General features: G+C 42.7%; 25 protein-coding genes. 14 read left to right on the forward strand and 11 right to left on the reverse strand.

Annotated features, from left to right (window positions below):
* The first annotated feature begins 28 nt into the window (after nt 1–28).
* Nucleotides 29–703, forward strand: a complete 675-nt coding sequence (locus tag G5T77_RS10210) for a YidB family protein (protein WP_104426164.1) — start codon at nt 29–31, stop codon at nt 701–703.
* Between the two features lie 58 nt (nt 704–761).
* Here the strand turns inward: G5T77_RS10210 and G5T77_RS10215 are convergent, their stop codons facing one another.
* From G5T77_RS10215 to G5T77_RS10225, 3 genes are read right to left on the reverse strand one after another with little or no spacing between them, the layout of a single operon-like run.
* The gene (locus G5T77_RS10215) at nt 762–1382 is read right to left on the reverse strand and encodes an OB-fold-containig protein (protein ID WP_166136664.1); all 621 of its coding nucleotides are present in this window, start codon (nt 1380–1382) and stop codon (nt 762–764) included.
* 20 nt (nt 1383–1402) lie between these two features.
* A complete protein-coding gene (locus tag G5T77_RS10220; RefSeq protein ID WP_004786036.1) occupies nt 1403–1726 on the reverse strand; it encodes a Rieske (2Fe-2S) protein in 324 nt (107 codons plus the stop codon).
* On the reverse strand, nt 1726–2730 hold the full coding sequence (locus G5T77_RS10225; protein ID WP_166136667.1) for an adenosine kinase: 1005 nt from the start codon (nt 2728–2730) through the stop codon (nt 1726–1728). The genes G5T77_RS10220 and G5T77_RS10225 overlap by 1 nt, the downstream gene beginning before the upstream one ends.
* Before the next feature lie 261 nt (nt 2731–2991).
* On the opposite strand from G5T77_RS10225, the gene G5T77_RS10230 reads away from it, so the two are divergent.
* The 3 genes from G5T77_RS10230 (at nt 2992) to G5T77_RS10240 (ending at nt 7693) form a co-directional block, all read left to right on the forward strand.
* A complete protein-coding gene (locus G5T77_RS10230; RefSeq protein WP_034170350.1) occupies nt 2992–3441 on the forward strand; it encodes a GNAT family N-acetyltransferase in 450 nt (149 codons plus the stop codon).
* A 147-nt stretch (nt 3442–3588) separates the two neighbouring features.
* Nucleotides 3589–6528 carry an insulinase family protein gene (locus G5T77_RS10235; protein WP_159122739.1) on the forward strand — a complete coding sequence of 980 codons (2940 nt, stop codon included), beginning with the start codon at nt 3589–3591 and terminating at the stop codon, nt 6526–6528.
* A gap of 22 nt (nt 6529–6550) precedes the next feature.
* Nucleotides 6551–7693 (forward strand): phospholipase A, encoded by a 1143-nt coding sequence (locus G5T77_RS10240; RefSeq protein WP_159122738.1) that lies wholly within the window; start codon nt 6551–6553, stop codon nt 7691–7693.
* 64 nt (nt 7694–7757) lie between these two features.
* Here G5T77_RS10240 and G5T77_RS10245 read toward each other — a convergent pair whose 3' ends face one another.
* The 3 genes from G5T77_RS10245 to ilvA all read right to left on the reverse strand — a co-directional run bounded on the left by G5T77_RS10245 (nt 7758) and on the right by ilvA (nt 11455).
* Entirely contained in the window at nt 7758–9098 is a 1341-nt protein-coding gene (locus tag G5T77_RS10245; protein ID WP_159122737.1) for a TrkH family potassium uptake protein, read from the reverse strand.
* Nucleotides 9095–9751: a TrkA family potassium uptake protein gene (locus G5T77_RS10250; protein WP_159122736.1), complete on the reverse strand. Its 657-nt coding sequence runs from the start codon at nt 9749–9751 to the stop codon at nt 9095–9097. The genes G5T77_RS10245 and G5T77_RS10250 overlap by 4 nt, the downstream gene beginning before the upstream one ends.
* A gap of 165 nt (nt 9752–9916) precedes the next feature.
* On the reverse strand, nt 9917–11455 hold the full coding sequence (ilvA, locus tag G5T77_RS10255) for a threonine ammonia-lyase, biosynthetic (protein ID WP_159122735.1): 1539 nt from the start codon (nt 11453–11455) through the stop codon (nt 9917–9919).
* A gap of 104 nt (nt 11456–11559) precedes the next feature.
* On the opposite strand from ilvA, the gene rpiA reads away from it, so the two are divergent.
* The 7 genes from rpiA (at nt 11560) to G5T77_RS10290 (ending at nt 18312) form a co-directional block, all read left to right on the forward strand.
* Nucleotides 11560–12231 (forward strand): ribose-5-phosphate isomerase RpiA, encoded by a 672-nt coding sequence (gene rpiA, locus G5T77_RS10260; RefSeq protein ID WP_159122734.1) that lies wholly within the window; start codon nt 11560–11562, stop codon nt 12229–12231.
* A 144-nt stretch (nt 12232–12375) separates the two neighbouring features.
* Nucleotides 12376–13056: a SprT family zinc-dependent metalloprotease gene (locus tag G5T77_RS10265; RefSeq protein ID WP_159122733.1), complete on the forward strand. Its 681-nt coding sequence runs from the start codon at nt 12376–12378 to the stop codon at nt 13054–13056.
* A gap of 198 nt (nt 13057–13254) precedes the next feature.
* Nucleotides 13255–14310, forward strand: coding sequence for an N-acetyl-gamma-glutamyl-phosphate reductase (argC, locus tag G5T77_RS10270; RefSeq protein WP_171505552.1), 1056 nt, complete (start codon nt 13255–13257; stop codon nt 14308–14310).
* Nucleotides 14311–14386: 76 nt separating this feature from the next.
* Nucleotides 14387–15133, forward strand: a complete 747-nt coding sequence (locus tag G5T77_RS10275) for a DUF6776 family protein (protein ID WP_159122731.1) — start codon at nt 14387–14389, stop codon at nt 15131–15133.
* A gap of 18 nt (nt 15134–15151) precedes the next feature.
* Nucleotides 15152–15565 (forward strand): ATP-dependent Clp protease adapter ClpS, encoded by a 414-nt coding sequence (gene clpS / locus G5T77_RS10280; RefSeq protein WP_034170359.1) that lies wholly within the window; start codon nt 15152–15154, stop codon nt 15563–15565.
* 9 nt (nt 15566–15574) lie between these two features.
* Complete coding sequence (clpA, locus tag G5T77_RS10285) at nt 15575–17851, forward strand: ATP-dependent Clp protease ATP-binding subunit ClpA (RefSeq protein ID WP_034702512.1); 2277 nt, start codon at nt 15575–15577, stop codon at nt 17849–17851.
* A gap of 107 nt (nt 17852–17958) precedes the next feature.
* Nucleotides 17959–18312, forward strand: a complete 354-nt coding sequence (locus tag G5T77_RS10290) for a YnfA family protein (RefSeq protein WP_159122730.1) — start codon at nt 17959–17961, stop codon at nt 18310–18312.
* An 81-nt stretch (nt 18313–18393) separates the two neighbouring features.
* Here the strand turns inward: G5T77_RS10290 and G5T77_RS10295 are convergent, their stop codons facing one another.
* From G5T77_RS10295 to G5T77_RS10305, 3 genes are all read right to left on the reverse strand, one after another.
* Nucleotides 18394–18867 carry a hypothetical protein gene (locus G5T77_RS10295; RefSeq protein WP_159122729.1) on the reverse strand — a complete coding sequence of 158 codons (474 nt, stop codon included), beginning with the start codon at nt 18865–18867 and terminating at the stop codon, nt 18394–18396.
* 103 nt (nt 18868–18970) lie between these two features.
* Nucleotides 18971–19891: an ornithine carbamoyltransferase gene (gene argF, locus G5T77_RS10300; RefSeq protein WP_004786004.1), complete on the reverse strand. Its 921-nt coding sequence runs from the start codon at nt 19889–19891 to the stop codon at nt 18971–18973.
* A gap of 114 nt (nt 19892–20005) precedes the next feature.
* Nucleotides 20006–20656 carry a TetR/AcrR family transcriptional regulator gene (locus G5T77_RS10305; protein ID WP_034702501.1) on the reverse strand — a complete coding sequence of 217 codons (651 nt, stop codon included), beginning with the start codon at nt 20654–20656 and terminating at the stop codon, nt 20006–20008.
* Nucleotides 20657–20885: 229 nt separating this feature from the next.
* Between G5T77_RS10305 and prpB the strand changes: the two genes are divergently transcribed.
* A complete protein-coding gene (gene prpB, locus G5T77_RS10310) occupies nt 20886–21770 on the forward strand; it encodes a methylisocitrate lyase (protein WP_159122727.1) in 885 nt (294 codons plus the stop codon).
* A 4-nt stretch (nt 21771–21774) separates the two neighbouring features.
* Complete coding sequence (gene prpC, locus G5T77_RS10315) at nt 21775–22914, forward strand: 2-methylcitrate synthase (RefSeq protein WP_005235399.1); 1140 nt, start codon at nt 21775–21777, stop codon at nt 22912–22914.
* A gap of 77 nt (nt 22915–22991) precedes the next feature.
* Here the strand turns inward: prpC and G5T77_RS10320 are convergent, their stop codons facing one another.
* On the reverse strand, nt 22992–23606 hold the full coding sequence (locus G5T77_RS10320) for an aminotransferase (protein WP_159122726.1): 615 nt from the start codon (nt 23604–23606) through the stop codon (nt 22992–22994).
* A gap of 107 nt (nt 23607–23713) precedes the next feature.
* The gene (locus tag G5T77_RS10325) at nt 23714–24187 is read right to left on the reverse strand and encodes a CinA family protein (protein WP_034702490.1); all 474 of its coding nucleotides are present in this window, start codon (nt 24185–24187) and stop codon (nt 23714–23716) included.
* A gap of 254 nt (nt 24188–24441) precedes the next feature.
* Here G5T77_RS10325 and G5T77_RS10330 point away from each other — a divergent pair, with 254 nt between their 5' ends.
* The gene (locus G5T77_RS10330; protein ID WP_034702487.1) at nt 24442–24672 is read left to right on the forward strand and encodes a hypothetical protein; all 231 of its coding nucleotides are present in this window, start codon (nt 24442–24444) and stop codon (nt 24670–24672) included.
* The last annotated feature ends 23 nt before the right edge of the window (nt 24673–24695 follow it).

Here is a 24695-nt window from a genome sequence, read left to right on the forward strand (position 1 = left end):
GTAGAGAAGCCGTATACAGGAATGAGTTATGACCAATCTTAGTAGTATTGTGGAAATGCTGGCCAAGCAAGCCTTGGGAAATAACCAGTCGCAATCCCAGCAGCGTTCATCCCAGCAAGGGGGATTGGCAGATATTCTTGGATCAGTATTGGGTCATATCAATAATGCCAGTCAGCAAAACCAGAATCCAAATCAGCAGCATCAAAACTCACAACAGCAAAACAAGCAAAATGGTCTAGGTGCAATTTTAGGTTCTGTACTCAGTCAGCTCGGAGGTGGGAGCCAATCTTCCGCTCGACCGAGTTCTGGACCGGGTGGCAGTTCAACGACAAAGACTTTATTGATTGCTGTCTTGCCCCTGGTCTTGGCCTGGATTCAGAAACAGGGCGGTTTGCAAGGAGCCTTGGACAAACTCAAAGGACAAGGTTTAAATAGCCAGGTCGATGACTGGGTCTCTACTGGCCCGGGTGAAAATGCCAATGTTGATCCGCAGCAGGTACAAAACCTGTTTGATGACCAGGAAGTAGAACAGGTCGCAGAACAGACCCATGTGCCTAAACAGGATGTCTATAGCGCCATTTCTCAGGTCTTGCCGCAGATTATTGATTCACTGACACCACAAGGTGAGCAAACCAGCAAGCAGGAAGCCAATAATGATATTCAGAATGTATTGAATATGGTCTCAGGCTTGTTTAAAAAATAAATAAATCTATCCAATAAAAAATCCCGACTTTTAGCCGGGATTTTTTCTATTCAATTCTTTAAGCTTCTTCCAGATTCAAGCTAAAGAGTCGGTTGGATTTACAGATCTTCTTGGCCACATAATGCGATTTTCTAAGACGGATTAAAATAATCTGAGACTGAAATTCCAGTTCGCCAAATTCAGGTTCAACCTGAACATAGTGTAACTGACCATACTCATCCCGAACTCGCGCTTGGGCAGAAAAGCCAGGACGGGCATTACCGCTTGAAATTGTAGCTAAACGGCCTAATAGGTTTACATCATTCTTTTTATATTTAGGTGGAATAACCTGATCCAGACAATGAATCATAAATACGGTAAAGAAAATCGCAATGATCAATGCCGGTAGAATGATGTAATAGGCAGGTAAGAAATGATATTCCTGTGAATAGATCAGAAACTGAAGAAAATAGCCGGAAAAGCTAAAATTCATCAGGAAGAAAAAAACAATCAGGGTTTTGGAAAATTTGACATTTAGCCATTCAACATTCTGAAAGTCATATGGAGAAATGCGTTCCAGGAGTTGACTGGGTTTAAGCTTAAAATAGAAGGCAACTGTTTTTGCCACGCCAAGCAGAATGATGAACAATAAACTGAGATGAAATGGCATCAGGTTATAGTGAAGTAAAAACTCAGGCATGGCAAAATCCGTTTTAGCTATTATTCTGAAAGATAAATTCCGCCATCAGAATGCACGGTAATATCAACTTTTTCAAGTGATTGGCCTTGACAAGGTCCAGAAATACATTCACCGCTTTCGACTACGAACAGCGCGCCATGAGTAGAGCATTCAATAAATTCCTGATCACGGTCCAGAAACTGGTTTTCCAGAAATTCCAGTTCTACCTGTAAATGTGGACAAATATTCTGGTAAGCATAAAACGAACCATCACGCTGGGTAATAAAAATTGTATCCCCATTCGGAAGTTCAAAAGAGCGTGCTTCACGCTCTGGAATATCGTCAGTCATGCAAATTTTAAACATTAAGCACATTCCTTAAGAACATCTTTTAATAATGCTGTGTATTCTGAAACCGCCAGTCGTGGCCCAAATTGCGCTACCACTTGACTAGACACCAAAATTGCCAGTTCTGCTGCTGTTTTTAAGCCAAGACCCGCATTAAGTGCATATAAAAAAGCACCCGCGAAAGCATCGCCAGCCCCATTGGCATCCACTGCAGTTACAGCACGGCCCGGCACAGTAAAGGTTTCACCATTATTGGAAATAAGCGCACCATCAGCTGACATTGTAATGACAACGTATTGACTTAATTCCTTGAGTTTAGCCAGAGCTGCTTCGATGGTATCTGTTTCGGTATACATCAATGCTTCTTGCTGGTTGCAGAACAAGAGATCAACGCCATCTGCAATCATTTCATCCAGACCGGCACGGGCATATTGCACCATCGCAGGATCAGAAAGGGTAAATGCGATTTTAACCCTATTGGCTTTGGCAATTTCACGCGCCTGTTTTACGGCCTGACGTGCTGTTTCGGAAGTGGATAGATAACCTTCGATATAGAGCCATTTAGCAGTTGTTAAAGGCTGGAAGTCAATCTGTTCATCTGTGAGTTCAGCAGTAATACCTAAATAGGTATGCATGGTACGTTCAGAATCTGGGCTGACCAGAACCATACAGGTACCTGTTACGCCTTCACTAATCGATTGGGTTGTAGTTTTAATGCCAGCTTCATTTAAGCCATGCAGATAGATATGACCCAAATCATCATTACCGACACGGCAGGCATAGAATGCAGAGCCGCCCAAAGCTGCAAATGCAACTGTAGTATTGGCTGCTGAACCGCCTGAAGCCTGACCTTTATAAGTTTGAGTTGCTTTTAAGTTTTGATACAGAGTAGCCTGAGCTTCACCATCCGCAAGTTGCATGGTGCCTTTTTGCAAGTGATGTGCAGTTAAAAACTCATCAGAAACTTTAAATTCCTGGTCAATCAGCGCATTGCCAATCGCAAAAAGGTCAACAGTAGACATATCCAAATATCACATTAAAAATGAAAGTGCTAAGTTTACACGATTGCTCGGGTTTGCTGTAGTTCACTGAAACATTTTCAGAATACTTTAAAAAATACTGTAACTTATTCAGCTTGAATCTTTGGTCTAAGAATTGATTTATTTTTAAACGGTAGCGAGTGCAGCCATTGATTTAAAGGTTGGATTTTATTTATAAGATTAGAGTACCAAGCAGTTATACTGGTGCGACATTTGAACAATCATCTAAAACAGTGTGGGTATATGGATATTAAGATTGTAACAGCCGAGCAGCTCCCTGATCAGATTGACACTTTAGCGACACTGGCGCGTAAAGAAGGTTATGACCTGATTGATAAGTTAATTGAAGAATACCGCACTGGAAAAAACTGTTTCAGTCAAAATAATGAATTTCTGGCCTGTGCCTATGATGGCAATAAACTGATTGCCTGTGGCGGCTTAAACCAGCAATGGGGCGATAACGGCATTGAAGAAAGAATTGGCCGGGTACGTCGCTTCTATGTGCATCCAAAATATCGTCAACATGGTGTAGGTAAGCAGCTTCTGGCTTATCTGGAGCAGTTGGCACGACCATTTTATTCAGCACTTTGTTTACAGACCGATACCAAACTGGCCGCCAGTTTCTATCAAAAACAGAACTATGTCTTTGTTGAAAACCACCCGAGTTATAACTATTTCAAGTATATGATCTAGAGATCATTGCCAAACCTGATCATTTAAAAATCAGATGATCAGGTTTACTTAATTCGATCAAAATCCTCGGTTTTCTGCGTGAATAATTCAAACAACTACAGCTATAATGCGAATAATAATTTTTTAATTTAAGCATTAGGAGATCGCATGACTGTAGATGTCACTGAAACCATTTCTCAAACTGTACATCCTGCGTTTCAGTTGGTACGTCAACAACATGTTGAAGCTTTAGACATTTTAGTGTCTGAATATAAGCATAAAGTGACTGGCGCCACCCATTATCATCTGGCGACCAATCATGATGAAAATGTTTTTCTTGTTGCGTTTCGCACTCAGCCAATGGATTCGAAAGGTGAAGCGCACATTCTGGAACATACTGCACTGTGCGGCTCAGAAAAATTCCCGGTACGTGATCCGTTTTTCCTGATGATTCGCCGTTCGCTTAATACTTTTATGAATGCCTTTACAGCGGCAGACTGGACGGCTTATCCATTCGCAACTCAAAATGATAAAGACTTCCAGAACTTATTAGAAGTGTATATGGATGCGGCCTTCGCTGCGAACCTGAATCCGCTGGATTTTGCTCAGGAAGGTATCCGTATTGAGCTGGAAAATGGCGAGCCAGTGTATAAAGGCGTGGTATTTAATGAAATGAAAGGGGCAATGAGTTCACCTTCAGATCAACTTTATCATACTTTGGCGCATCACTTATTCCCGGACACTACCTATCACTACAACTCAGGCGGCGATCCTAAAGATATTCCAGACCTGACTTATGAAGAGCTGGTGAACTTCTATAAAACGCATTATCACCCAAGTAATGCTGTATTTATGACCTTTGGTAATAAATCTGCTGCTGAGTTACAGGAACAGTTTGAAAATCTGGCGCTGTCTAAATTTGAAAAAGGTGAAACACTTTATTCAATACCAGAAACCCGTTTAACTGCGCCACTCAATGTGACAGAAACCTATGCAGTTGATGGGGAAGATCTGAAGGACAAGACTTATCACGTATTGTCATGGTTATTGCCAGAAGCGAGTGATATCAAGTTACGTTTAGGCTTGCGTCTGGTAGAAGGGATTTTGCTGGAAGATTCAGCATCTCCACTGCGTCATTATCTGGAAACCTGTAGTTATGCACAGTCAACTGGCCCATTCATGGGCGTAGATGATTCCAACTTTGAAATGACCTTCTACTGCGCGGTTCAAGGTTCAAACCCTGAACATGCTGAAGAATTCAAAAACGGAGTTTTCAAAGTTCTGGAAGAAGTTGCCTCTAAACCGGTTGATCAACAGGCAGTAGATGCAATTCTGCATCAGATAGAATTGCATCAGCGTGAAATCAATGGTGATGGTACACCGTATGGTCTAAGCTTGATCTTGAGCGGTTTAAGCAGTGCAATTCACCATCGTGATCCAGTTGAAGTCTGGGATGTGGACTCTGCAATTGCTTCAGTAAAAGAAGAGCTGCAGGATCCAATGTGGTTGTCAAATCTGATTAAAGAACATCTTTTAGATAACCCGCACCGTGTACAGCTGACTCTGGTTCCGGATGCGACCAAATCTGCTCAAGAAGCTGAAGAAGAAAAAGCACGTCTGGCTGAAATTGGTAAAGCTTTAACTGAAGAGCAAAAAGCAGAGATCAATGCCCAAACTGAAGCATTAAAAATTCGTCAGGATACACCGGATGATTTGAATCTGTTACCTAAGGTGGGTCTGGAAGATGTGCCTGCGGAATTGCAGATTGTTCAAGGCCAGTTGCGTGAGATTATCTGTAACCGCGTAGATACGCCGTTGAATCTTTATCATGCAGGTACCAATGGGATTTATTACCAACAGGTATTGGTGAAAATTCCAGATGAAGTGGTGCAATCACCGTATTTCAACCTGTTGTCTATTTTAATGGGTGAAGTTGGTGCGGGTGAATATGATTACCTGCAATTCCAGCAACTGCAAACAGCAGTCAGTGGTGGTCTGGGCATGGGCGCTTCATTGCGTTCTAAAGTGGATGACAAGAACAAGATCAGTGCGTGGCTAACTTTAACGACTAAATCTTTGGCTAGCCATCTGGATGCGATCCGTCTGTTAAAAATCGGTTTCGAGCAACTTCGCTTTGATGAAAAAGGCCGTATTATTGAGTTATTACAACAGCGTAAAACTCGTTGGCAGTCGCGTATTTCCGGTTCTGGTCATAGCTATGCGATGCAAGTAGCATCACGTCAGCATAGTGCTCTAGCCTTGCGTGATTATCATAATACCGGTCTGGGTGCTTTGAACTGGCTGATTAACTTGGTCAATCAGGCTGAAAAAGATACAGCAGCTTATGATGCTATGATTGATGAATTAAAACGCATTCATACAGTCTTGCTACAAGCACCAAAACAATTCCTGTTGGTGTGTGAAGAACAGCAGTCTGAGCGTCTGATTGAAGAAATTCAAAACGTGTGGGACAAACTGGAAGTGAATACTGCACCTGCAGAATTGACTCAGGTTGAAAAAGTTAATCATAGCAATGATGAAGCCTGGTTGATTCAGACTAATGTGCAGTTCTGTGCAGCAGCTTATCCTGCGGTAGAAGTTTCACATCCTGATGCTGCTGCCTTGATGGTATTGGCAGGCTACTTGCGTAATGGTTATCTGCATAGCGCAATCCGTGAAAAAGGCGGTGCTTATGGTGGTGGCGCAAGCTATGACGGAAATGCATGTTCTTTCCGCTTCTATAGTTATCGCGATCCACGCTTAGCAGAGACTTTCCAGGACTTTGATGCAAGTATCCAATGGTTGCTTAACGCACCTCAACAACCGCATCAGCTGGAAGAAGCCATCTTGGGTTTAATTGCCAGTATGGACAAACCGGGGTCACCAGCAGGTGAAGCGATTACTGCCTGTTATGCCTACCTGCATCAACGTACGCCAGCATTCCGTAAACAGCTTCGGGAACGTTTGTTGCATGTCACTTTAGATGATTTGAAACGTGTCGCACAGACTTATCTGGTTGAACAGCAAGCTTCAAAAGCGGTGGTTGCGCCATTTGCCAAACGAGAAACTTTAGAACAACTCGGCTTTACAATTCAGCAAGTTCAATAAATAAAAACAATGAGGATAGAGGATGGCGCTTAATTCTATTAAGCGCTCAACTTTGCAGCTGGGCGTTTTGCTTGGCTGTGTAGTTGGGACGCAAGTTAATGCGGAAGATAAAACTGTAGCGAGTAGTCCGATGCCGGCAACGGCGGAGGCTTGCTCTGCGGTTGAAACCAATTCAGAACGCTTGGCCTGTTATGATGCGGTATTTAAAATACCGGCCGATAGTAAGCCAGATATTGTTTCTGAACGGCGTGCAGCCATAGAAATTGCGCCCGAACCTGATAACCTCAAAGCAAAAATTGAACAAACCGTTTCCAATATCTATGCTTCAGAAGGATCAAAGCTGACTCCGACTTTATCCTTGCTGGATAGTCGTTGGGAATTGTCGCCGGAAAGTAAACTGGGTACTTGGAATATCCGTTCTTATCAGCCGATTTATCTGATGCCAGGATTCTGGACTTCCAAGAAAAACGAGTTTCCGCAAAGTGAAAACCCAAATAACACGGTTGAAGAAGACCAGAATTTGACCTCGATTGAGGGGAAATTCCAGTTATCTTTAAAAACCAAGGCGGTTGAAAATATTCTGGGTGACAATGGTGATCTCTGGCTGGGCTATACCCAGTCTTCACGTTGGCAGGTGTATAACTCGGAAGAGTCCCGACCATTTCGTGAAACCAATTATGAGCCCGAAGCCAGCCTGATCTTCCGTACCAATTATGATCTGTTTGGTTTGAACTGGCGTATGCTGGGACTAACCCTGAATCATCAATCTAATGGCCGTTCCGATCCATTATCTCGTAGCTGGAACCGGGTAATGCTGAATCTCGGTTTCGAAAAAGACAACTTCGCCATGATGCTGCGCCCTTGGTATCGTATCGAAGAAGATCGTGCAGATGACAATAATCCCGAGATTAAAAACTATATCGGGCGTGGGGATTTAACTGCATTTTATCGTCATAATGCCCACGATTTTTCCCTGATGTTGCGTCATACGCTAAAAGGTGGAGATGATAACCGTGGTGCGGTACAGTTTGACTGGTCATTTCCGATCAGTGGGCGTCTACGCGGCCAATTCCAGCTCTTTGATGGTTATGGTGAAAGTCTGATTGATTATAATCACCGTGCGACCTATGTGGGTCTGGGTGTGTCATTAATGAACTGGTACTAATCTGTTTCATGTAAAAAACCACGCTCAGGCGTGGTTTTTTTGCTTATGCGTATTCATTTAAATCTTAACCAATCTGAATTTCTGAAGGCGGATGTTTAAGACGGCTTTTCTTCGGTGTTGCAATTAAATAGGCAAGGGTCAAAGGTCCTAGACGACCCGCATACATCATCAGCATCAGAATGATTAAACTCGCTGGTTGCAATTCTCCAGTGACACCACGTGTTAATCCAACTGTACAGGCGGCAGAAACCGCCTCAAACAGCAAATCTAAAAAATCATGATCGGGTTCTAGAATGAGTAAACTCATAAAACCGGTCATGACCAGACCTGCAGTAATACACACAACCGCTAAGGCTTTAAAAGTAGTTTTCTCAGAAATAGAATGATTGAACAAGCGGATTTCATCTTCACGGCGTAGAAAACTGATTACGCTGATCACCACAATAATAAACGTACCAACTTTAATTCCACCCGCTGTACTTAAGGAGCCGCCACCAATAAACATTAAAAAAATGGTGACTAGACTTGAGGCATCGCTCATCTGGTCCATGGGCAGACTATAAAAACCCGAAGAGCGGGGAACAGTGGCATGGAACCAGGCATTGAGCGCCTGATCACCTACGCTCATCAGCGCTAGAGTTTGTGGATTAGAGGCTTCTAATAGCCAGAGTACAATAAAAGCACTCAGGTTAAGGCCCATAATCGTCGTTAGAATCAGCTTGCTATTCGGGCTAAGCTTGCGCCAGCTTTTATTCTGTTTTACATCCATCAGAACCAGAAAACCGATCCCGCCAATGATATACAGCATGCTGATCGTAAAGGTCACGAAATACTGGCCGGAAAAGCTCATCAAGCTATTGGGGAAAAGGGAAAATCCGCCATTATTAAACGCAGAAACACTATAAAAAGCCGCATAAAACAGTGCTTCACCAAAAGGATAATCTTCCAGCCACGCCATGGTTAAAATTAGGGTGCCAATGGCTTCGAAAAACAGGGAATATAGGAATACCGCTTTAATGGTAAAACTGACTTTCTTCAAACTGGTCTGGCCAATAGATTCCTGTGCCATCACTTGCTGTCTTAAACCAAGTTTAGGTGACAGGCTCATAAAAGCGAGTATGGCAAAGGTCATAAAACCGAGGCCACCACATTGCAGCAGGAACATAATCACGACCTGCCCAAAGGGTGTATAAGCTTCACCAACATTGACCACAGATAGCCCGGTAATTGTCACTGCAGAAGTTGCTGTAAAAATCGCTTCTAACCAGCTGATTTCAGTTTGATGCGCAAAGGGCAGCATCAGTAATAAAGAACCAATAAAAATCAGTCCGAGAAAACCTAAGGCCAGCAGACTCGGTGGACTGAGATTGACAATCCTGTTCTGGTTTAAATTTGAGCTTTTCATATGGCCTTAAAATGCTTGGACAAACGGCGTAGAGGCTTCAGCAATCCTTCGACCACCAGAATGTCACCTTCCTTAAGTAGCAGCTCAAGATCCACGATATGTTGTATTTCAGTGCCACGTTTATGCAAAAGAACTTTAATTTCGGGAACCTGACTCATTAACTGGTGTAAGGGAGTGTCATGATGATCGGCATGAATCTCAATTTTGACAATATAATGATCATCTTCAAGTGACATATAACGGCTAACCATCGGATAGCTGAGTGATTGTGCCACACGGACGCCCATATCTTCTTCAGGGTGAATAATTTTTTCGACGTTCAGATGAGTCAAAATCATATGGTGGGCTTTAGATTTTGCTTTGGCCCAGATTTTCTTTACACCCATATTTTTTAGATGCAGTACACACAGAATGCTGGCTTCAATATCTTCACCAATCGCGACTACGACTGCTTCACAGCGCTGGATATCCAGTTCATCCAGGACATGCTCATCGGTTGCATCGGCAATCACCGCATGGGTAAGCTGATCGGAAATATTTTCCACATATTTTTTGTCGAGATCGATTCCAATCACATCATGTTTCAGGCTGATCAGTTGAGTCGCTACTGTTGCACCGAAGCTGCCCAGCCCAATGACTGCAAATAATGCCATGCATATTTCCCTAAATCTTTTTTATTTCAAATCAGTTTATGTCTAAGTATGTATCTTAAAGATTTTTATAGTTTTCAGCTATCTGGCCTTACATAAATACTTCATACATTTTCTTTCAGCCGGATATAAAAAAACCGCCTCGAAAGGCGGTTTATATTAAACTGATTATTTCAAGAAACGCTGATAACCTAGGTTGTTGGTGATTTCTTCATATGGATAAGTAATGCTTTCCAATGTCTCAATCAAACCATCTGGATTTTGCTGTGCATCTTCTGCTTCTAGGCCGACCAGTACGCGACCTTCTGCAGCGCCGTGGTTACGGTAATGGAACAGGGTGATGTTATGCGTTGGGCCAAGACGTTCCAGGAACATTAGCAGGGCACCTGGACGTTCCGGGAATTCCACACGGAACAGACGCTCATTTTCAATATCAGCATGACCGCCAATCAGGTAACGGATATGTAGTTTTGCGACTTCGTCATCAGACAGATCATCAACATCGTAGTCGAATTTCAGGTTTTCATAGATTTCCTGACGTTCTTTTTCACCATTTTTCAGGCTGATACCGACAAAGACCTGAGCTGCAGAAGCATCACTTGAACGGTAGTTAAACTCTGTGATATTACGGCCTTGTAGTGCACGGCAGAATTTCAGGAATGAACCTTTTTCTTCTGGAATAGTTACGGCAAAGATAGCTTCTTTGCGTTCGCCGAGTTCTGTACGTTCGGCAATATAGCGCAGACGGTCGAAGTTCATGTTCGCACCGCAAACAATCGATACGATGTTTTTGCCTTTAATGCCGTGTTCTGCTACATATTTTTTGATACCGGCCAATGCCATTGCACCTGACGGTTCTACGATGCTACGGCATTCATCATAAGTATCTTTAATTGCTGCACAGACTTCATCGGTATTGACCAGCACGACTTCTGGTTCAACGATTGGGCCAGAGTTATCTGATTTTTGCAGACGGATCACATCAAATGGTTTTTCACCGATTTGTGCCACCGCAGTACCATCGGCAAATAAACCGACAGATGGAAGAATCACACGTTCATTGGCTTCTAAGGCCGCTTTTAAGCACGCGGATTCATCATATTCCACAGGAATAACTTTGACATGCGGAGCAACATCTCCCAAGTACGCTGCAACACCGGCAATCAGGCCACCACCACCAACAGCAACGAAGACATATTCTACATCGCGCCATTGACGCAGGATTTCATTGGCAATCGTACCTTGACCTGCCATCACCAGTTCGTCGTCATAAGGCGGAATGAAAGTCATGCCATCTTCTTGGGCACGCTGAATGGCATATTTGTTGGCAACGTCAAATGAATCACCATGTAATACTACTTCACCCCCTAAACGTTTTACTGCTTGGACTTTAATGTCGGGCGTGGTCTTTGGCATCACAATAATCGCGCGAATACCCAGCTTTTTCCCTGACAGTGCCACGCCTTGTGCATGGTTGCCTGCTGAAGCTGTGATAACGCCACGTTCGAGTTGTGATTTCGGTAATTGACTAATACGGTTATAGGCACCGCGTAGTTTAAATGAAAAGACCGGTTGTAAATCTTCACGTTTAAAGCGAATGTTATTATTTAAGCGTTCGCTAATTCGTGGCGCTGCTTCGAGTGGGGTTTCGATTGCAACATCGTAGACCGTTGCTTGTAAAATTTGTCGAACCAAACGAGACAGCATGTTAATTTTCCATCTAACAGTTTAAAATAAGACTCTATTGTAACAAACCACACGGCTTTGCGGTTTAAAATTACTGCAAAAGTCCAAATTAGTTGAGTGATGTCATGAGTCTATATGCAACCCAAGATGAGAAAAAACAAGCTGCAGCCAAAGCGGCTTTAAAACACTTACCAAAAGGGGGCATTTTAGGCGTAGGTACAGGTAGTACCGTTAACTTTTTAATTGACCTTTTACCAGAACTGCAATTGGAAGCTGCTGTTGCAAGTTCTGAAGCGACTGCACAGCGTCTGAAAAAATTAGGCATTGAAGTGGTTGATATGAATAGCGTGGGCGGTTTAGATGCCTATGTCGATGGTGCTGATGAAATTGACCGTCATATGCACATGATCAAAGGTGGTGGTGCTGCGCTTACACGTGAAAAAATCGTGGCGTCGATTGCGAAAAAATTCGTATGTATCGTCGATGATTCGAAATGGGTAGAGCAGTTGGGTCGTGATTTCCCATTACCTGTTGAAGTGATTCCAATGGCACGTTCAGCAGTCGCACGTAAGTTGGTGGCATTAGGTGGTGATCCTGCTTACCGTGAAGGTGTCGTGACTGATAATGGAAATGTTATTTTGGATGTGCATAACCTGAATATTCTGAATGCGCTTGAGCTGGAAAAAACGATTAATGACATTCCAGGCGTCGTATGTAACGGTATTTTCGCGATCAATAAAGCGGATATTGCGATTGTTGCGACCAATAATGGTATTGAAGAGCGTACAGCGATTTAAGAAATCCTCCCTGACCCTCCTTTTTCAAAGGAGGGAAAAGTCTTTAATTTGATAAAGCTCCTCGAAACTTCTATAAGTTTGAACTTCCCCCTTTATTAAAGGGGGATCGAGGGGGATTAGTAAAATAACGATTAAATATAAAAAATGACCCTAAACGACCTGCCCGAAATTCAAATCACCCGAAATGTTCGCTCAACACGTCTCAGACTGCGTGTAGAGGGTGATCAAATCCGTTTAACTGCACCGATATTTTGTAGCAAAAAACAGATTCAGAATTTTATTGACCAAGCGGAAAGCTGGCTACTCAAAACCTGGAAATTGCAGCAGGAAAAAAATCAAAGTATTGATAGATCTTTACCAGCAGAATTGCAGCTTTTTAATCAGACTTCACCCATTCAGATTGTTTATCAAAGTCAGAAGCAGAACTTCCTTTTTGATGCTGAAATATTACAGTTGTCGATTAGTGATCGAAATCCTGAAGGATATTTAAAAGCTTTTATTATTTCTTATGCCAAAGAGCAGCTGCCTGTTTATCTGAACAAAGTAAGTCAAGAAACAAGATTATCATTTAACATTTGTAATGTTCGCCAGCCGAAAACACGATGGGGCAGTTGTTCGGCCAAACATGACATTATGCTAAATAGCGGCATCATTTTATTTTCTGAAAAAATCGTGCGTTATTTATGTGTGCATGAACTGGCCCATACCCGGCATTTTGACCATAGTCCTCGTTTTTGGGCGGAAGTGGCCAAGCATGATCCAAATTATTTAATTCACCGTAAAATTCTGAAAAATACTGTCATGCCATATTGGTGGGCAGCTTAAGAATATCTTTAAAGGAACGAGGATAGTATTTATTTACTTCCAAATAGCCTAAGCAATAGGTATCATCCTCTCAAATTTTTTAAAAACACTCAAAATAAAAGGGTAAATAAAAAACCATCAATCCCTAGTGAAACAGTTTAGAAAACCTCAAGTTCCTGTCATACTACAGCCCATAAAGGAAACATCTAGTTTGAGGTAATCATCGTGATTTCAGTGGGTATTGTGGGTGGTACAGGTTATACAGGCGTTGAACTTTTACGTCTATTACTGCGACATCCGAATGTAGAGGTTAAAGCACTGACATCACGTACTGAAGCAGGCCGTCGCGTTGACGATATGTTCCCGAGTCTGCGTGGACATACGGATCTTCAGTTTTCTGACCTCAGCCTTGATCTTTTAAAAGCATGTGATGTGGTATTTTTCGCGACACCACATGGGGTTGCCATGAAACATGCTGAAGAACTTGTCGCAGCCAATACCAAGGTAATTGACCTTGCAGCTGATTTCCGTTTGCAAAATCTGGCACAGTTCGAAAAATGGTATGGCATGGAACATGCTTGCCCAGAAGTGTTAAAAGATTCAGTTTATGGTCTGTCTGAGCTTAACCGTGACCAGATCAAACAGGCAAGTGTGATTGGTAATCCGGGCTGTTATCCAACGACGGTTCAGCTTGGTCTGGCACCAGTATTAAAATCAAGTGAGGCCTTGGTAAAACCAGAAAGCATTATTATCGATGCAAAATCTGGGGTATCAGGTGCGGGCCGTAAAGCCAGCCTGGGCATGATCTATTCTGAAAATGCTGATAACTTTAAGGCTTATGGCGTTGCGGGCCACCGTCACCATCCTGAAATCGTGGAAGCATTGGAAAACATTTCAGGTCAAAAAGGCGTATTTGACCATATCCTGTTTGTGCCGCATCTGGTGCCAATGATTCGTGGAATGTTATCAACGATTTATATCGACTTGACTGAAGCAGGCCAGGCAGCTGACTTGCAGTCACTGTACGAGCAGTTCTATGCCAATGAACAGTTTGTGGATGTTATGCCAGCAGGCAGCTCGCCAGAAACCCGTTCGGTACGCGGTGCCAACCAGTTGCGTATCGCAATGTATAAGCCACAACCAGCCAAGCTGGTGATTCTGGTGGCTCAGGACAATCTGGTCAAAGGTGCAGCTGGTCAGGCAGTACAGAACATGAACCTGATGTTTGGCTTTGCAGAAAATGCAGGCTTGAATAATATTGGTTTATTACCATAAAAAACGTATTAGAACTTCACACACATTTAGATTTGGATTTAAATGTGTGTCTTGAACAAAGTATACAGAGATCAAAATGCCGAATAATGAGTCAAACATGACGATCCAGGAACCATCTACAAAGAAACCATTGATGAAAGGCAATACACCTTTGGTAATCGGTGCTGCTGTGTTGATTCTGGGTAGTGGCTTGCTGGGCTATACGGTCGGGCATCGGCAAGGTTTGACTGCGGTGGGTTTTGAAGCGGATGCAGAGCAGCTGGTTGAAGTGGTACAAAAACAGAAAACCAGTCTGGAAACACTGAATAAATCTCTGAATACAGCGGTACAGGAACGTGATCTGGCCGTTAGCAATGCCAATGATCTCTATCTGGCTGTGAATAAGGCACGTGATGCCCAGGAGCAGGCTGAAAGCGTTGGTACGATCTATCGTGAGATTTTGCGTCAACGCGGTGGTCTAGCGCTGACAGTTCAACATCTGGGGATTAAAGCCTTACCTGATAATGCCTTCGAATACCAGATTGATCTGGTTCAGGTTAGTCCAGGCAAAAATCGCGCTTCTGGTACAGTAGAGTTACGTTTGATTAAGGGCACTGAAATCCTGGTTGTGCCGCTTGAAGATAAAAACTTTAATTTCGACAATTACGAGCGTTTAACTGGTCGCTGGACCATGCCTAAAGGCTTTAAACCAGAATTTATTGAAGTGCGCCTCTCAGGGGCTAAGCCTGTGATTCGCCGTTTTAGCTGGGATCAGGGGAAAGCTGTTGAAAGCCAGTCAACAGTCCTGTCAGAGATTCCAAAAACTGAAGCAAATGCAAATTAAGTGTGAAATAGAAATCGTATGCCAAGCAATAAACGTCCAAAATGTTTAAGTGAGATCAAAAATTCTTTTTACGAGTCCGGCATGGTTGATTGGCATATTAGCCCGCGTTTAACAGACGAGCCTTTTCACGATGATGACGCTGACCTTGCAGTCCAGACTGCACCTCCTGAACTGAAGCGTCCACCGATGTATGCAGTGGTATTATTGAATGACGACTACACTCCCATGGAGTTTGTAATTGAAATTTTACAACAATACTTTGCAATGAATCTTGACCAAGCTACACAAGTAATGCTAACTGTACATTATGAAGGAAAAGGTGTAGCTGGGGTCTATCCTCGAGACATTGCGGAAACCAAAGCGAACCAAGTCAATAATTACGCTCGATCTCAAGGTCATCCTTTACTTTGCCAGATTGAGCCGAAAGATTAAGGGGGTTGCATGCTCAGTCGTCAATTAGAAGTATCACTACGTTTGGCTGTCAGCATGGCTCGTCAAAAGAGACATGAGTTCCTGACCGTAGAACATTTATTATTAGCTTTACTCGACAATGATTCTGCAGTGAATGCCTTAAAAGCATGTGGTGCAGATATTATCGTTTTGCGTAAAGAATTAGAAGAGTACGTAGAACAACATACCCCTAAACTCGGTGAAAATAGTGATCAGGCACCTCATCCTACAGAAAGTTTTGACCGGATTTTGCAACGTGCAATTTTCCATGTTCAATCCAGTGGCGGTGATCGTACTGTAGAAGGCGCCGATATTCTGGTTGCGATGTATTCTGAGCGTGATTCTTTTGCGGTTTATCTGCTTAAACGTCATCAGATTAACCGTCTGACTTTAACCCAGTACCTTTCTCATGGTACACGTAAAGACGAAGTACAGTCTGAAGAAGAAATTGAAGAACTGGACGGTGAATCGGCTTCTTCCAATAATTCTGGTCCACTAGAGTTATATACGACAAACCTGAATCAGGAAGCTCAACGCGGCAAGACAGATCCATTGATTGGCCGTGAAAAAGAAATTGAGCGGGCAGCGCAAATTTTATGCCGTCGCCGTAAAAATAACCCATTGCTAGTCGGTGATCCAGGTGTAGGTAAAACTTCAATTGCTGAAGGTCTGGCTTGGTTAATTGTGAATGGCAAGGCACCTAAGCCACTGGAAAATGCTGAAATCTATAGCCTAGACATCGGCGCACTGGTGGCGGGAACTAAATACCGTGGTGACTTCGAAAAGCGTTTAAAACAACTATTAAATGCCTTGAAGAAAAAACCAGATGCAGTACTGTTCATTGATGAAATTCATATGATCATCGGTGCAGGTTCAAGCATGGGCAGCACCATGGATGCATCGAATCTAATCAAGCCTGCATTGGCAAATGGTTCATTGCGTTGCATCGGTTCAACCACATTCCAGGAATACCGTCAGGTCTTTGAAAAAGATCATGCCTTGTCACGTCGGTTCCAAAAAATAGATGTGAATGAGCCTTCGATTACAGAAACGATTGATATCTTGCGTGGCCTGAAATCTAAATTTGAAGATTTTCACCATGTACAGTATGACGATCAGGCACTGGTTTCTGCGGTTGAGCTGTCAGCGAAATTTATTAATGACCGTTTTTTGCCAGATAAAGCAATTGACGTGATTGATGAAGCCGGTGCACAACGCCGTTTGAAAGCTGAGCAAGATGACAGCCTGATTACGGTTGAAAACATCGAAGACATTGTGTCCAAGATTGCCCGTATTCCACCGAAAACGGTTTCTAAAGATGACAAGTCTGTGCTGGAAAACCTTGAGCGTGATCTGAAACGTGTGGTCTTCGGCCAGGATGAAGCAATTGAAGCTTTGGCTTCTGCGATCAAACTGTCACGTGCGGGTCTGAAATCGCCTGATAAGCCAGTGGGTAGCTTTGTATTCGCAGGTCCAACGGGTGTAGGTAAAACTGAAGTCACCAAGCAATTGGCGAAAATTCTGGGTGTAGAGCTGGTACGTTTTGACATGTCCGAATACATGGAACGTCACGCAGTCTCTCGTCTGATCGGTGCGCCTCCAGGTTATGTCGGTTTTGACCAAGGCGGTTTACTGACCGATGCGATTCACAAAAATCCGCATTGTGTATTACTTCTAGATGAGATCGAAAAAGCGCATCCGGATGTATTTAATCTGTTATTACAAATCATGGATCATGGTTCATTAACGGATAATAATGGTCGCAAATCCGATTTCCGTAATGTGGTGCTGGTTCTAACGACTAATATTGGTGCGGAAAGTATTTCCCGTGTCAGCATTGGTTTCATGGAACAGGATAACAGTAATGACAACCAGGAAGCGATGAAGAAAGCGTTCTCGCCAGAATTCCGTAACCGTCTGGACGGCGTGATTCAATTCAAGGCATTGCCGAATACCATTATTGAAAATGTCGTGGATAAATTCCTGACTGAACTTCAGGCACAACTGGATGAGAAGAAAGTGGTGCTGGAGGTGGATCAAAGCGCACGTGAGTGGATGGCTGAAAATGGCTATGATCGCTTGATGGGTGCTCGACCAATGCAGCGTCTGATTCAGGAACATCTGAAAAAACCACTGGCTGAAATGATCCTGTTTGGTGAACTGGCTGAAAATGGTGGTAACGTTTCAGTTTCTGTGAAGAAAGAAAATGGTAAGTCTGTCGGTCTGAAACTTGAAGTCTTCGAAGATCAGACTGCTGAACCAGCTTAATCATTGAATAGATCATCATCAGACCCGTGTTCGCACGGGTTTTGTTGTTTTATTTGCCCTTAATTTATGTGCTCTTGGTTTAAAGAGTTTCTGATTTAGCGAAATATATGGATATCCAGATTAGCAAGCTTTTAACCACGTTTTTTCTGTTTTTATTAACGGCATTGATGGAAATTTTGGGCTGTTATTTTCCCTACCTGATTTTAAATCAGGCTAAGAGTCAGTGGTTATGGATTCCAACCGCATTAGCTTTAGCTGCTTTTGTCTGGCTTTTGACTTTGCATCCTGCCGCTTCTGGGCGTATTTATGCTGCCTATGGGGGAATCTATATTTTCTCAGCATTAATGTGGCTGAGATTCATTGATCAGGTTAGCCTTTCACGTTGGGACCTGCTTGGGGGAATTGTGGTCATTCTAGGAGCACTGATTATTATATTACAGCCACAAGGTTTGATCCGTTGACCGTCTGTTTGTATTTACCAAAATAGAATTTATCAAAATATAAAAGGCAGCCAAAGCTGCCTTTATTGATTCTAGACAAGATTATTTTACATTACAGTCTTTTTGGGAGAGATCTACATTATAAGTGTGTGTTTGGGAGCTGAGGCTAAGTTCAATTTTATAAGAATTGACGATCTGATAGCGATGTTCAAAAAAGATCTGGCAGTTATTTAGAAGATTATTACGAATCACTTTAAGAACTTCTTTACGGCCTAAGTCTTTCTCAAACTGGCTAAAGTCGGGTGTCGTGATCATGCCTTTAAGCGTGGTTTTATTGGCTGTAAGTTGTAACTGCTCTATGATTGTATTCTGATCGATCTGTAGCGGTAAAGTCTTGGAATCTTCCGCACTTAGCACGGTGAGCAGCTCGTTCAGCTCAGCTTTTTTCTCAATTTTAAACTTGCTGTCCAGAATGCCTTTTCCTTGGAGATACTGGTCGAATTCAGAAGCATACACCGGTAAAGCAGCACTACTAAAACCTGCCAGGAGTGCCAAAGTCCAATATTTTTTTTGCATTGTATCGCATCACTTTTTATGTCATTTCAATTCTGATTATAAGAGCTGAAACAAAAAAAGCACCAGAGATTGGTGCTTAATTTGTGAAGATTTTTTGAAGGAATCAGTCTTTTTTCAGGTTTTCATTCAACAGGAATTCAACCAGTGCTTTTTGTGCATGAAGGCGGTTTTCTGCTTCATCCCAAACCACAGCATTTTTGTGGTCCAGCATGTTTTCAGAAATTTCTTCACCACGATGCGCAGGTAAGCAATGCATGAACAGGCAGTCTGGGTGTGCAAGATCCATTAGGCGTTCATTCACCTGATAATCTGCAAAAGCTTTTTCACGGATTTTCTGTTCTTCTTCCTGGCCCATACTTGCCCAAACGTCAGTGACGATCAGGTCGGCATTGACTGCTGCATCTTCAGCAGTATCGACCAGTTCTACACAGTGTGCGAATTCAGACAGGAACTGTTCTTGAGGCTCATAGCCTTTCGGTGCTGCAACTTTTAGCTTGAAGCCCCACATGTGCGCTGCTTCGATATAAGAGTTACACATATTATTGCCATCGCCGATCCAGGCAACAGTTTTACCTTCGATCGAACCGCGATGTTCCAGATAAGTCTGCATGTCAGCAAGTAACTGGCAAGGGTGATGATCATCAGTCAAAGCGTTGATCACTGGAACTTTTGAATAAGAAGCAAAACGTTCTACGATATCGTGACCGAAAGTGCGGATCATCACAATATCCAGCATGCTGGAAATCACACGTGCAGAATCTTCAATTGGCTCACCGCGACCCAGTTGGGTATCGCGTGAAGACAGGAAAATTGCGCTACCACCAAATTGGCTCATGCCAGCTTCAAACGAAACACGCGTACGGGTACTCGATTTTTCAAAAATCATGCCCATCACTTTACCAACAAATGGTTGGAACACTTCATTGTTATGCTGTTTGCGCTTAAGCTCAATTGCGCGTTGCAAAATCTGGTTAAGTTCTAAAGTTGATAAATCGCGTAAGGTGAGAAAGTGACGGAGAGCCATTCGTTACTCCACAATAATTGCCGAAAAACTCGATCAACAATCAGTTGTTGGTTAGTTTAAGAAAAAATACGGAATCGGCTAATATACTATAAGCAATGAAAAATGCAAAAAAAACTAGACTTTTTGATGACCGTCTAAAAATCGATCCACACAATAACTGATGTATTTGTCGATTTCCTGATCATCTTCCTGTACCGGAATTCCCATCAGAATCCGCCATTCCAGATTACGCAAGATGCCAAAATATAACTGGGCCGAATATTGCGGATTCTCGCAATGCAATAAACCTTGCGCATCTGCTTGTTCTAAAGCCGTGGCAATCGCACTTTGTACATGTACTGGGCCTCGTTCATGAATATGCTGCGCGAGTTCCGGATTACGCTGACTCTGTTCCAGCACCAGACGCATAAAGGCTGAATTTTCCGGTTGCATGATCTGATGATAAAAATTAAGCAGCGTATGTACCAGATAACTACGAAAATCCAGAGCCATCAGCTCGATCGGAATACTGATATCTTCAAAAAACTTGATACGACGATAATCGCAAATGGCCTTAAACAAGCCTTCTTTGTTGCCAAAGTACTTGTAAATAGAAGCCTTGGAACCGCCTGCATGCTGGACAATATCATCAAGAGAAACTGCATCATAACCATGTTCCAGAAACAGTTCGGTCGCAGAGACCAGCAGCGCAACGCAGCGCTCATGACCACGTTTGGTTTGTGGCAGATCTTTGGCGAGTGGTTCCAGATGAACAAGGTTTTGCATAGAGGATGGTATATCAACAGGTTATATAAACTTGGTAGTTCATCATAACAAATATATCCGCAGATTTAATAATCGGACCGGATGAAGGCGGAATTTATTCAATGAATCAAGTAAAACTTAAAAGTTTGACTAAAGTTTTAGAGTTTTTATTCTATTGGCTTATAGCATCATGGTTTCAAATCGGTATACTCAAATCTCAATAATTATAGCCAAGACTGTGGAAGGGAAGATGACAGAACAAATGTCTGCAGGTTTAAAGTTTAGACAAGCGCTTGAAGTCGAAAAACCATTACAAATTATGGGCACAGTGAATGCCTATGCTGCCATGATGGCCAAACAGGTCGGTTATAAAGCCATTTATCTCTCTGGTGCCGGTGTTGCCAACTATTCTTACGGTCTACCTGATCTAGGCATGACCAGTCTGGATAATGTTCTGGAAGATGTGCGTCGCATTACTGAACGTGTAGATACACCCTTACTGGTCGATATCGATACAGGCTGGGGCGGTGCATTTAACATCGCACGTAGCATCAAGCAGATGATTGCTGCTGGCGCTGCAGCTGTGCATATCGAAGACCAGGTTGCGCAAAAGCGTTGTGGTCATCGTCCGAATAAGGAAATTGTGACCCAACAGGAAATGGTTGACCGGATCAAGGCGGCAGTCGATGCTAAAACCGATTCAAACTTTGTGGTGATGGCACGTACCGATGCATTACAGAAAGAAGGTCTGCAGGCAGTGATTGACCGTGCTTGTGCCTGTGTCGAAGCAGGTGCAGATGCCATTTTTGCTGAGGCAATGACGGATATTACGATGTATCGCACCGTATGTGATGCAGTTGGTGTCCCAGTATTGGCCAATATTACCGAATTTGGTGATACCCCATATTACACCACTGAAGAACTGGCTGAGCAGGGTATTCGCATGGTACTTTACCCGCTATCAGCCACCCGTGCGATGCAAAAAGCGGCACTGGAAGTGATGCGCTCAGTGCGTGAAAATGGTACACAGGTGCATGTTCTGGATAAAATGCAACCGCGTAAAGAATTATACGAATTTTTAGATTATCACAGCTTCGAAAACACATTAGATAAACTGTTCAACCAGGAGAATTAAAACAATGGCTGAAGGAAAAGTACTCACTGGCGCAGGATTGCGCGGACAAGTCGCAGGCAAAACTGCACTTTCAACAGTAGGCAAAAGTGGTGCAGGCCTGACCTATCGCGGCTATGACGTACAGGATCTGGCAGAAAACTGTCAGTTTGAAGAAGTCGCTTACCTGATTTTCTTTGGTGAATTACCAACTTCAGAACAGTTGGCAGCCTATAAAGCAAAACTGAAATCTTTGCGTGTACTGCCACAAGCACTAAAAGAAGTGCTTGAGCGCATTCCAGCCGATTCACATCCAATGGATGTAATGCGTACTGGCGTATCGATGCTGGGCAACCTTGAGACTGAACAGTCTTTTGATCAGCAACAAGATGTTGCTGATCGTATTCTAGCGACGCTACCAGCAATTATTTGCTACTGGTACCGCTATAGCCATGACGGCGTACGCATTGATGAAAATACCGATGATGATTCAATCGGTGCACAATTCCTACATCTGCTGCATGGCAAGAAGCCAAATCAGCTGCATGAGCAGGTGATGAATGTCTCCCTGATTCTGTACGCAGAGCATGAATTTAATGCTTCAACCTTCACAGCGCGCGTTTGTGCATCAACTTTGTCTGACCTGCATTCATGTATTACCGGTGCAATTGGTTCACTACGTGGCCCATTACACGGTGGTGCCAACGAAGCGGCAATGGACATGATTGAAAACTGGAAATCTCCAGAAGAAGCAGAGCGCGAAATGCTGGGCATGCTGGAGCGTAAAGAAAAGATCATGGGCTTTGGTCATGCGATCTATAAGGACAATGATCCGCGTAATGGCATTATCAAGCAATGGTCAGAGAAACTGGCAAAAGATGTAGGTGATACTGTACTGTATCCAGTTTCAGTGCGTTGTGAAGAAGTGATGTGGCGTGAGAAAAAACTGTTCTGTAATGCAGACTTTTTCCATGCTTCTGCTTATCACTTTATGGGTATTCCAACCAAACTGTTTACACCAATCTTTGTGATGTCACGCGTCACAGGTTGGGCAGCACATGTGATGGAACAACGTGCAGATAACCGGATTATCCGTCCAAGCGCGGATTATACCGGTCCAGAATTGCGTAAAGTGGTTCCAATTGCTGAGCGCACTTCTGCTGCATAAGCCAGAGATATTCTAAACATAAAAAAATAAGGTCTCCATGAGACCTTATTTTTTGCTGATTCTTTATTGAAATTGGTTTAGCGACTTAATAATGCTGGATCTTCAATATGATAACCGTTTTCGAATGGGAGGCCTAAGTATTTTACCGTCACCAGTATTTTATTCTGTTTCGGTACTTTATAAGTCTGGTTTAATCTTAAATCTGCTTTATAGCTGACTGCTTGTTGAACAGGACTTTTATACTGGCCAGATTGCACTCGATATTGATAAGTCCATTTTGGAACTTTCTGTTTAGGGTCATGCCATGCAGGGGCGGTACCTTTGCTGGTCTTTAATAGCTTAAGCTGGATGGCTTGCTTTTTCAGTGGTACCAGCGGAATTAGTCGCTTTTTAATTTTGGCAATTTCCTGATCAAATTTGCGACTGTTCTGATCATAGTCAATCTGCTTGGTTTGCGGATTGATATACAGGGAATTTACCTGAATTAGCTGATTCGGAGTTTTGGATTTAAAATTATAATAATACAGTTGAGGTAGGCGTCCGCGACCATCGAGATAATGCCGCAACAGATAAAGTTTCTGGTCTTTGACTTCATAACCCAAAACTTCAATATTCTGTGGGCCACCGACAGTGGCGAAAGCGGATACGGGAATGCCAAGGGCGAGCAAAATGGCTGCAATTCTTATTTTCATCACTGATCAGGCCTCATTAAAGAAACGTACTTTTATAGAAATAATTTAACTATAAATACAGTAGAAATAATGAAGTTTGATCAGCACTCATATGAACAGTTTTGGCTTTAGGTGTTGAGTAGATTAATCATGTCATGTGCGATGACGGCTGCCAGTTTATTGAGACGTTCCTGTGGAGTGCCTTTAATATAATACTGGAACTGGTGAGTCTGAAGACCATCATAAACAGCAGCGAAGAAAGTACCTTCCGGTTTATCAGGTGTCGCACTACCGCCTGGTTTAAGCAGGCCAGTACAGGCAATAATCCAGTCAGCCTCCTGAAACATTTTTTTACCTGCCTCAGCCAGAGCAACCGTTACAGGCATGGATTCAGCTGAATGGGTACTAATCAGATTCGGAGAAATTCCCAAAACATTAATCTTCACGGACGGATCGTAGCATACCAGACCACCCAACAAGATTTCAGCACCTTCATTTTTGCAAATTGAAAACTGACTGGTTAAATAGCCAGAACTTGCACTTTCAATAAAAGCAATCTTGATGTTTCTTTGTTCCAGCAGGCCACAACATGTTTTAATCATAATGTCTATTTTGTCTTAGAAGGTAATCTTTATTCCAATGTAGTTCCATTTTGCTTTTGTATCAACTGTGAGATTATTTCTTTATTATGATGAAAGGTAAAATATTTTTGTAATTTTAGTATTCCAAACGTAAGTTTGGCAGTTGTTGAACTGATTGCTTAATGCTTGGACAATATTTGAAATTAATGGTTTTAACTTGCTCTGATCAGTGGTAAAAATAAAAATAAAGTGCGTAAGGAAAGTAGGTTGTAAGAATGAAAACCACAGTAAAGTATTCCGTATTAAAAAGTCTAGATTATCAACTGGGTACTCCTTTATTTCAGGAAGAAATTGAGGCAGATGGTCAATATTTTGATCAGATCCCAAGCATCATTCACTACCAGAATTTAAAGTTTAAAGTTAAAAGCAAAGAATTAAAGCGTTTATATCTAGCCGAAGAGCAAGAAGAAAGCCAAACCATTATTGTAAAAGTGGTCGCAATCTAAAAATAATGTCTTGTCCTGAAATA

The organism is Acinetobacter sp. GFQ9D191M (assembly GCF_011174875.1).
Classification (GTDB): Bacteria; Pseudomonadota; Gammaproteobacteria; order Pseudomonadales; family Moraxellaceae; genus Acinetobacter.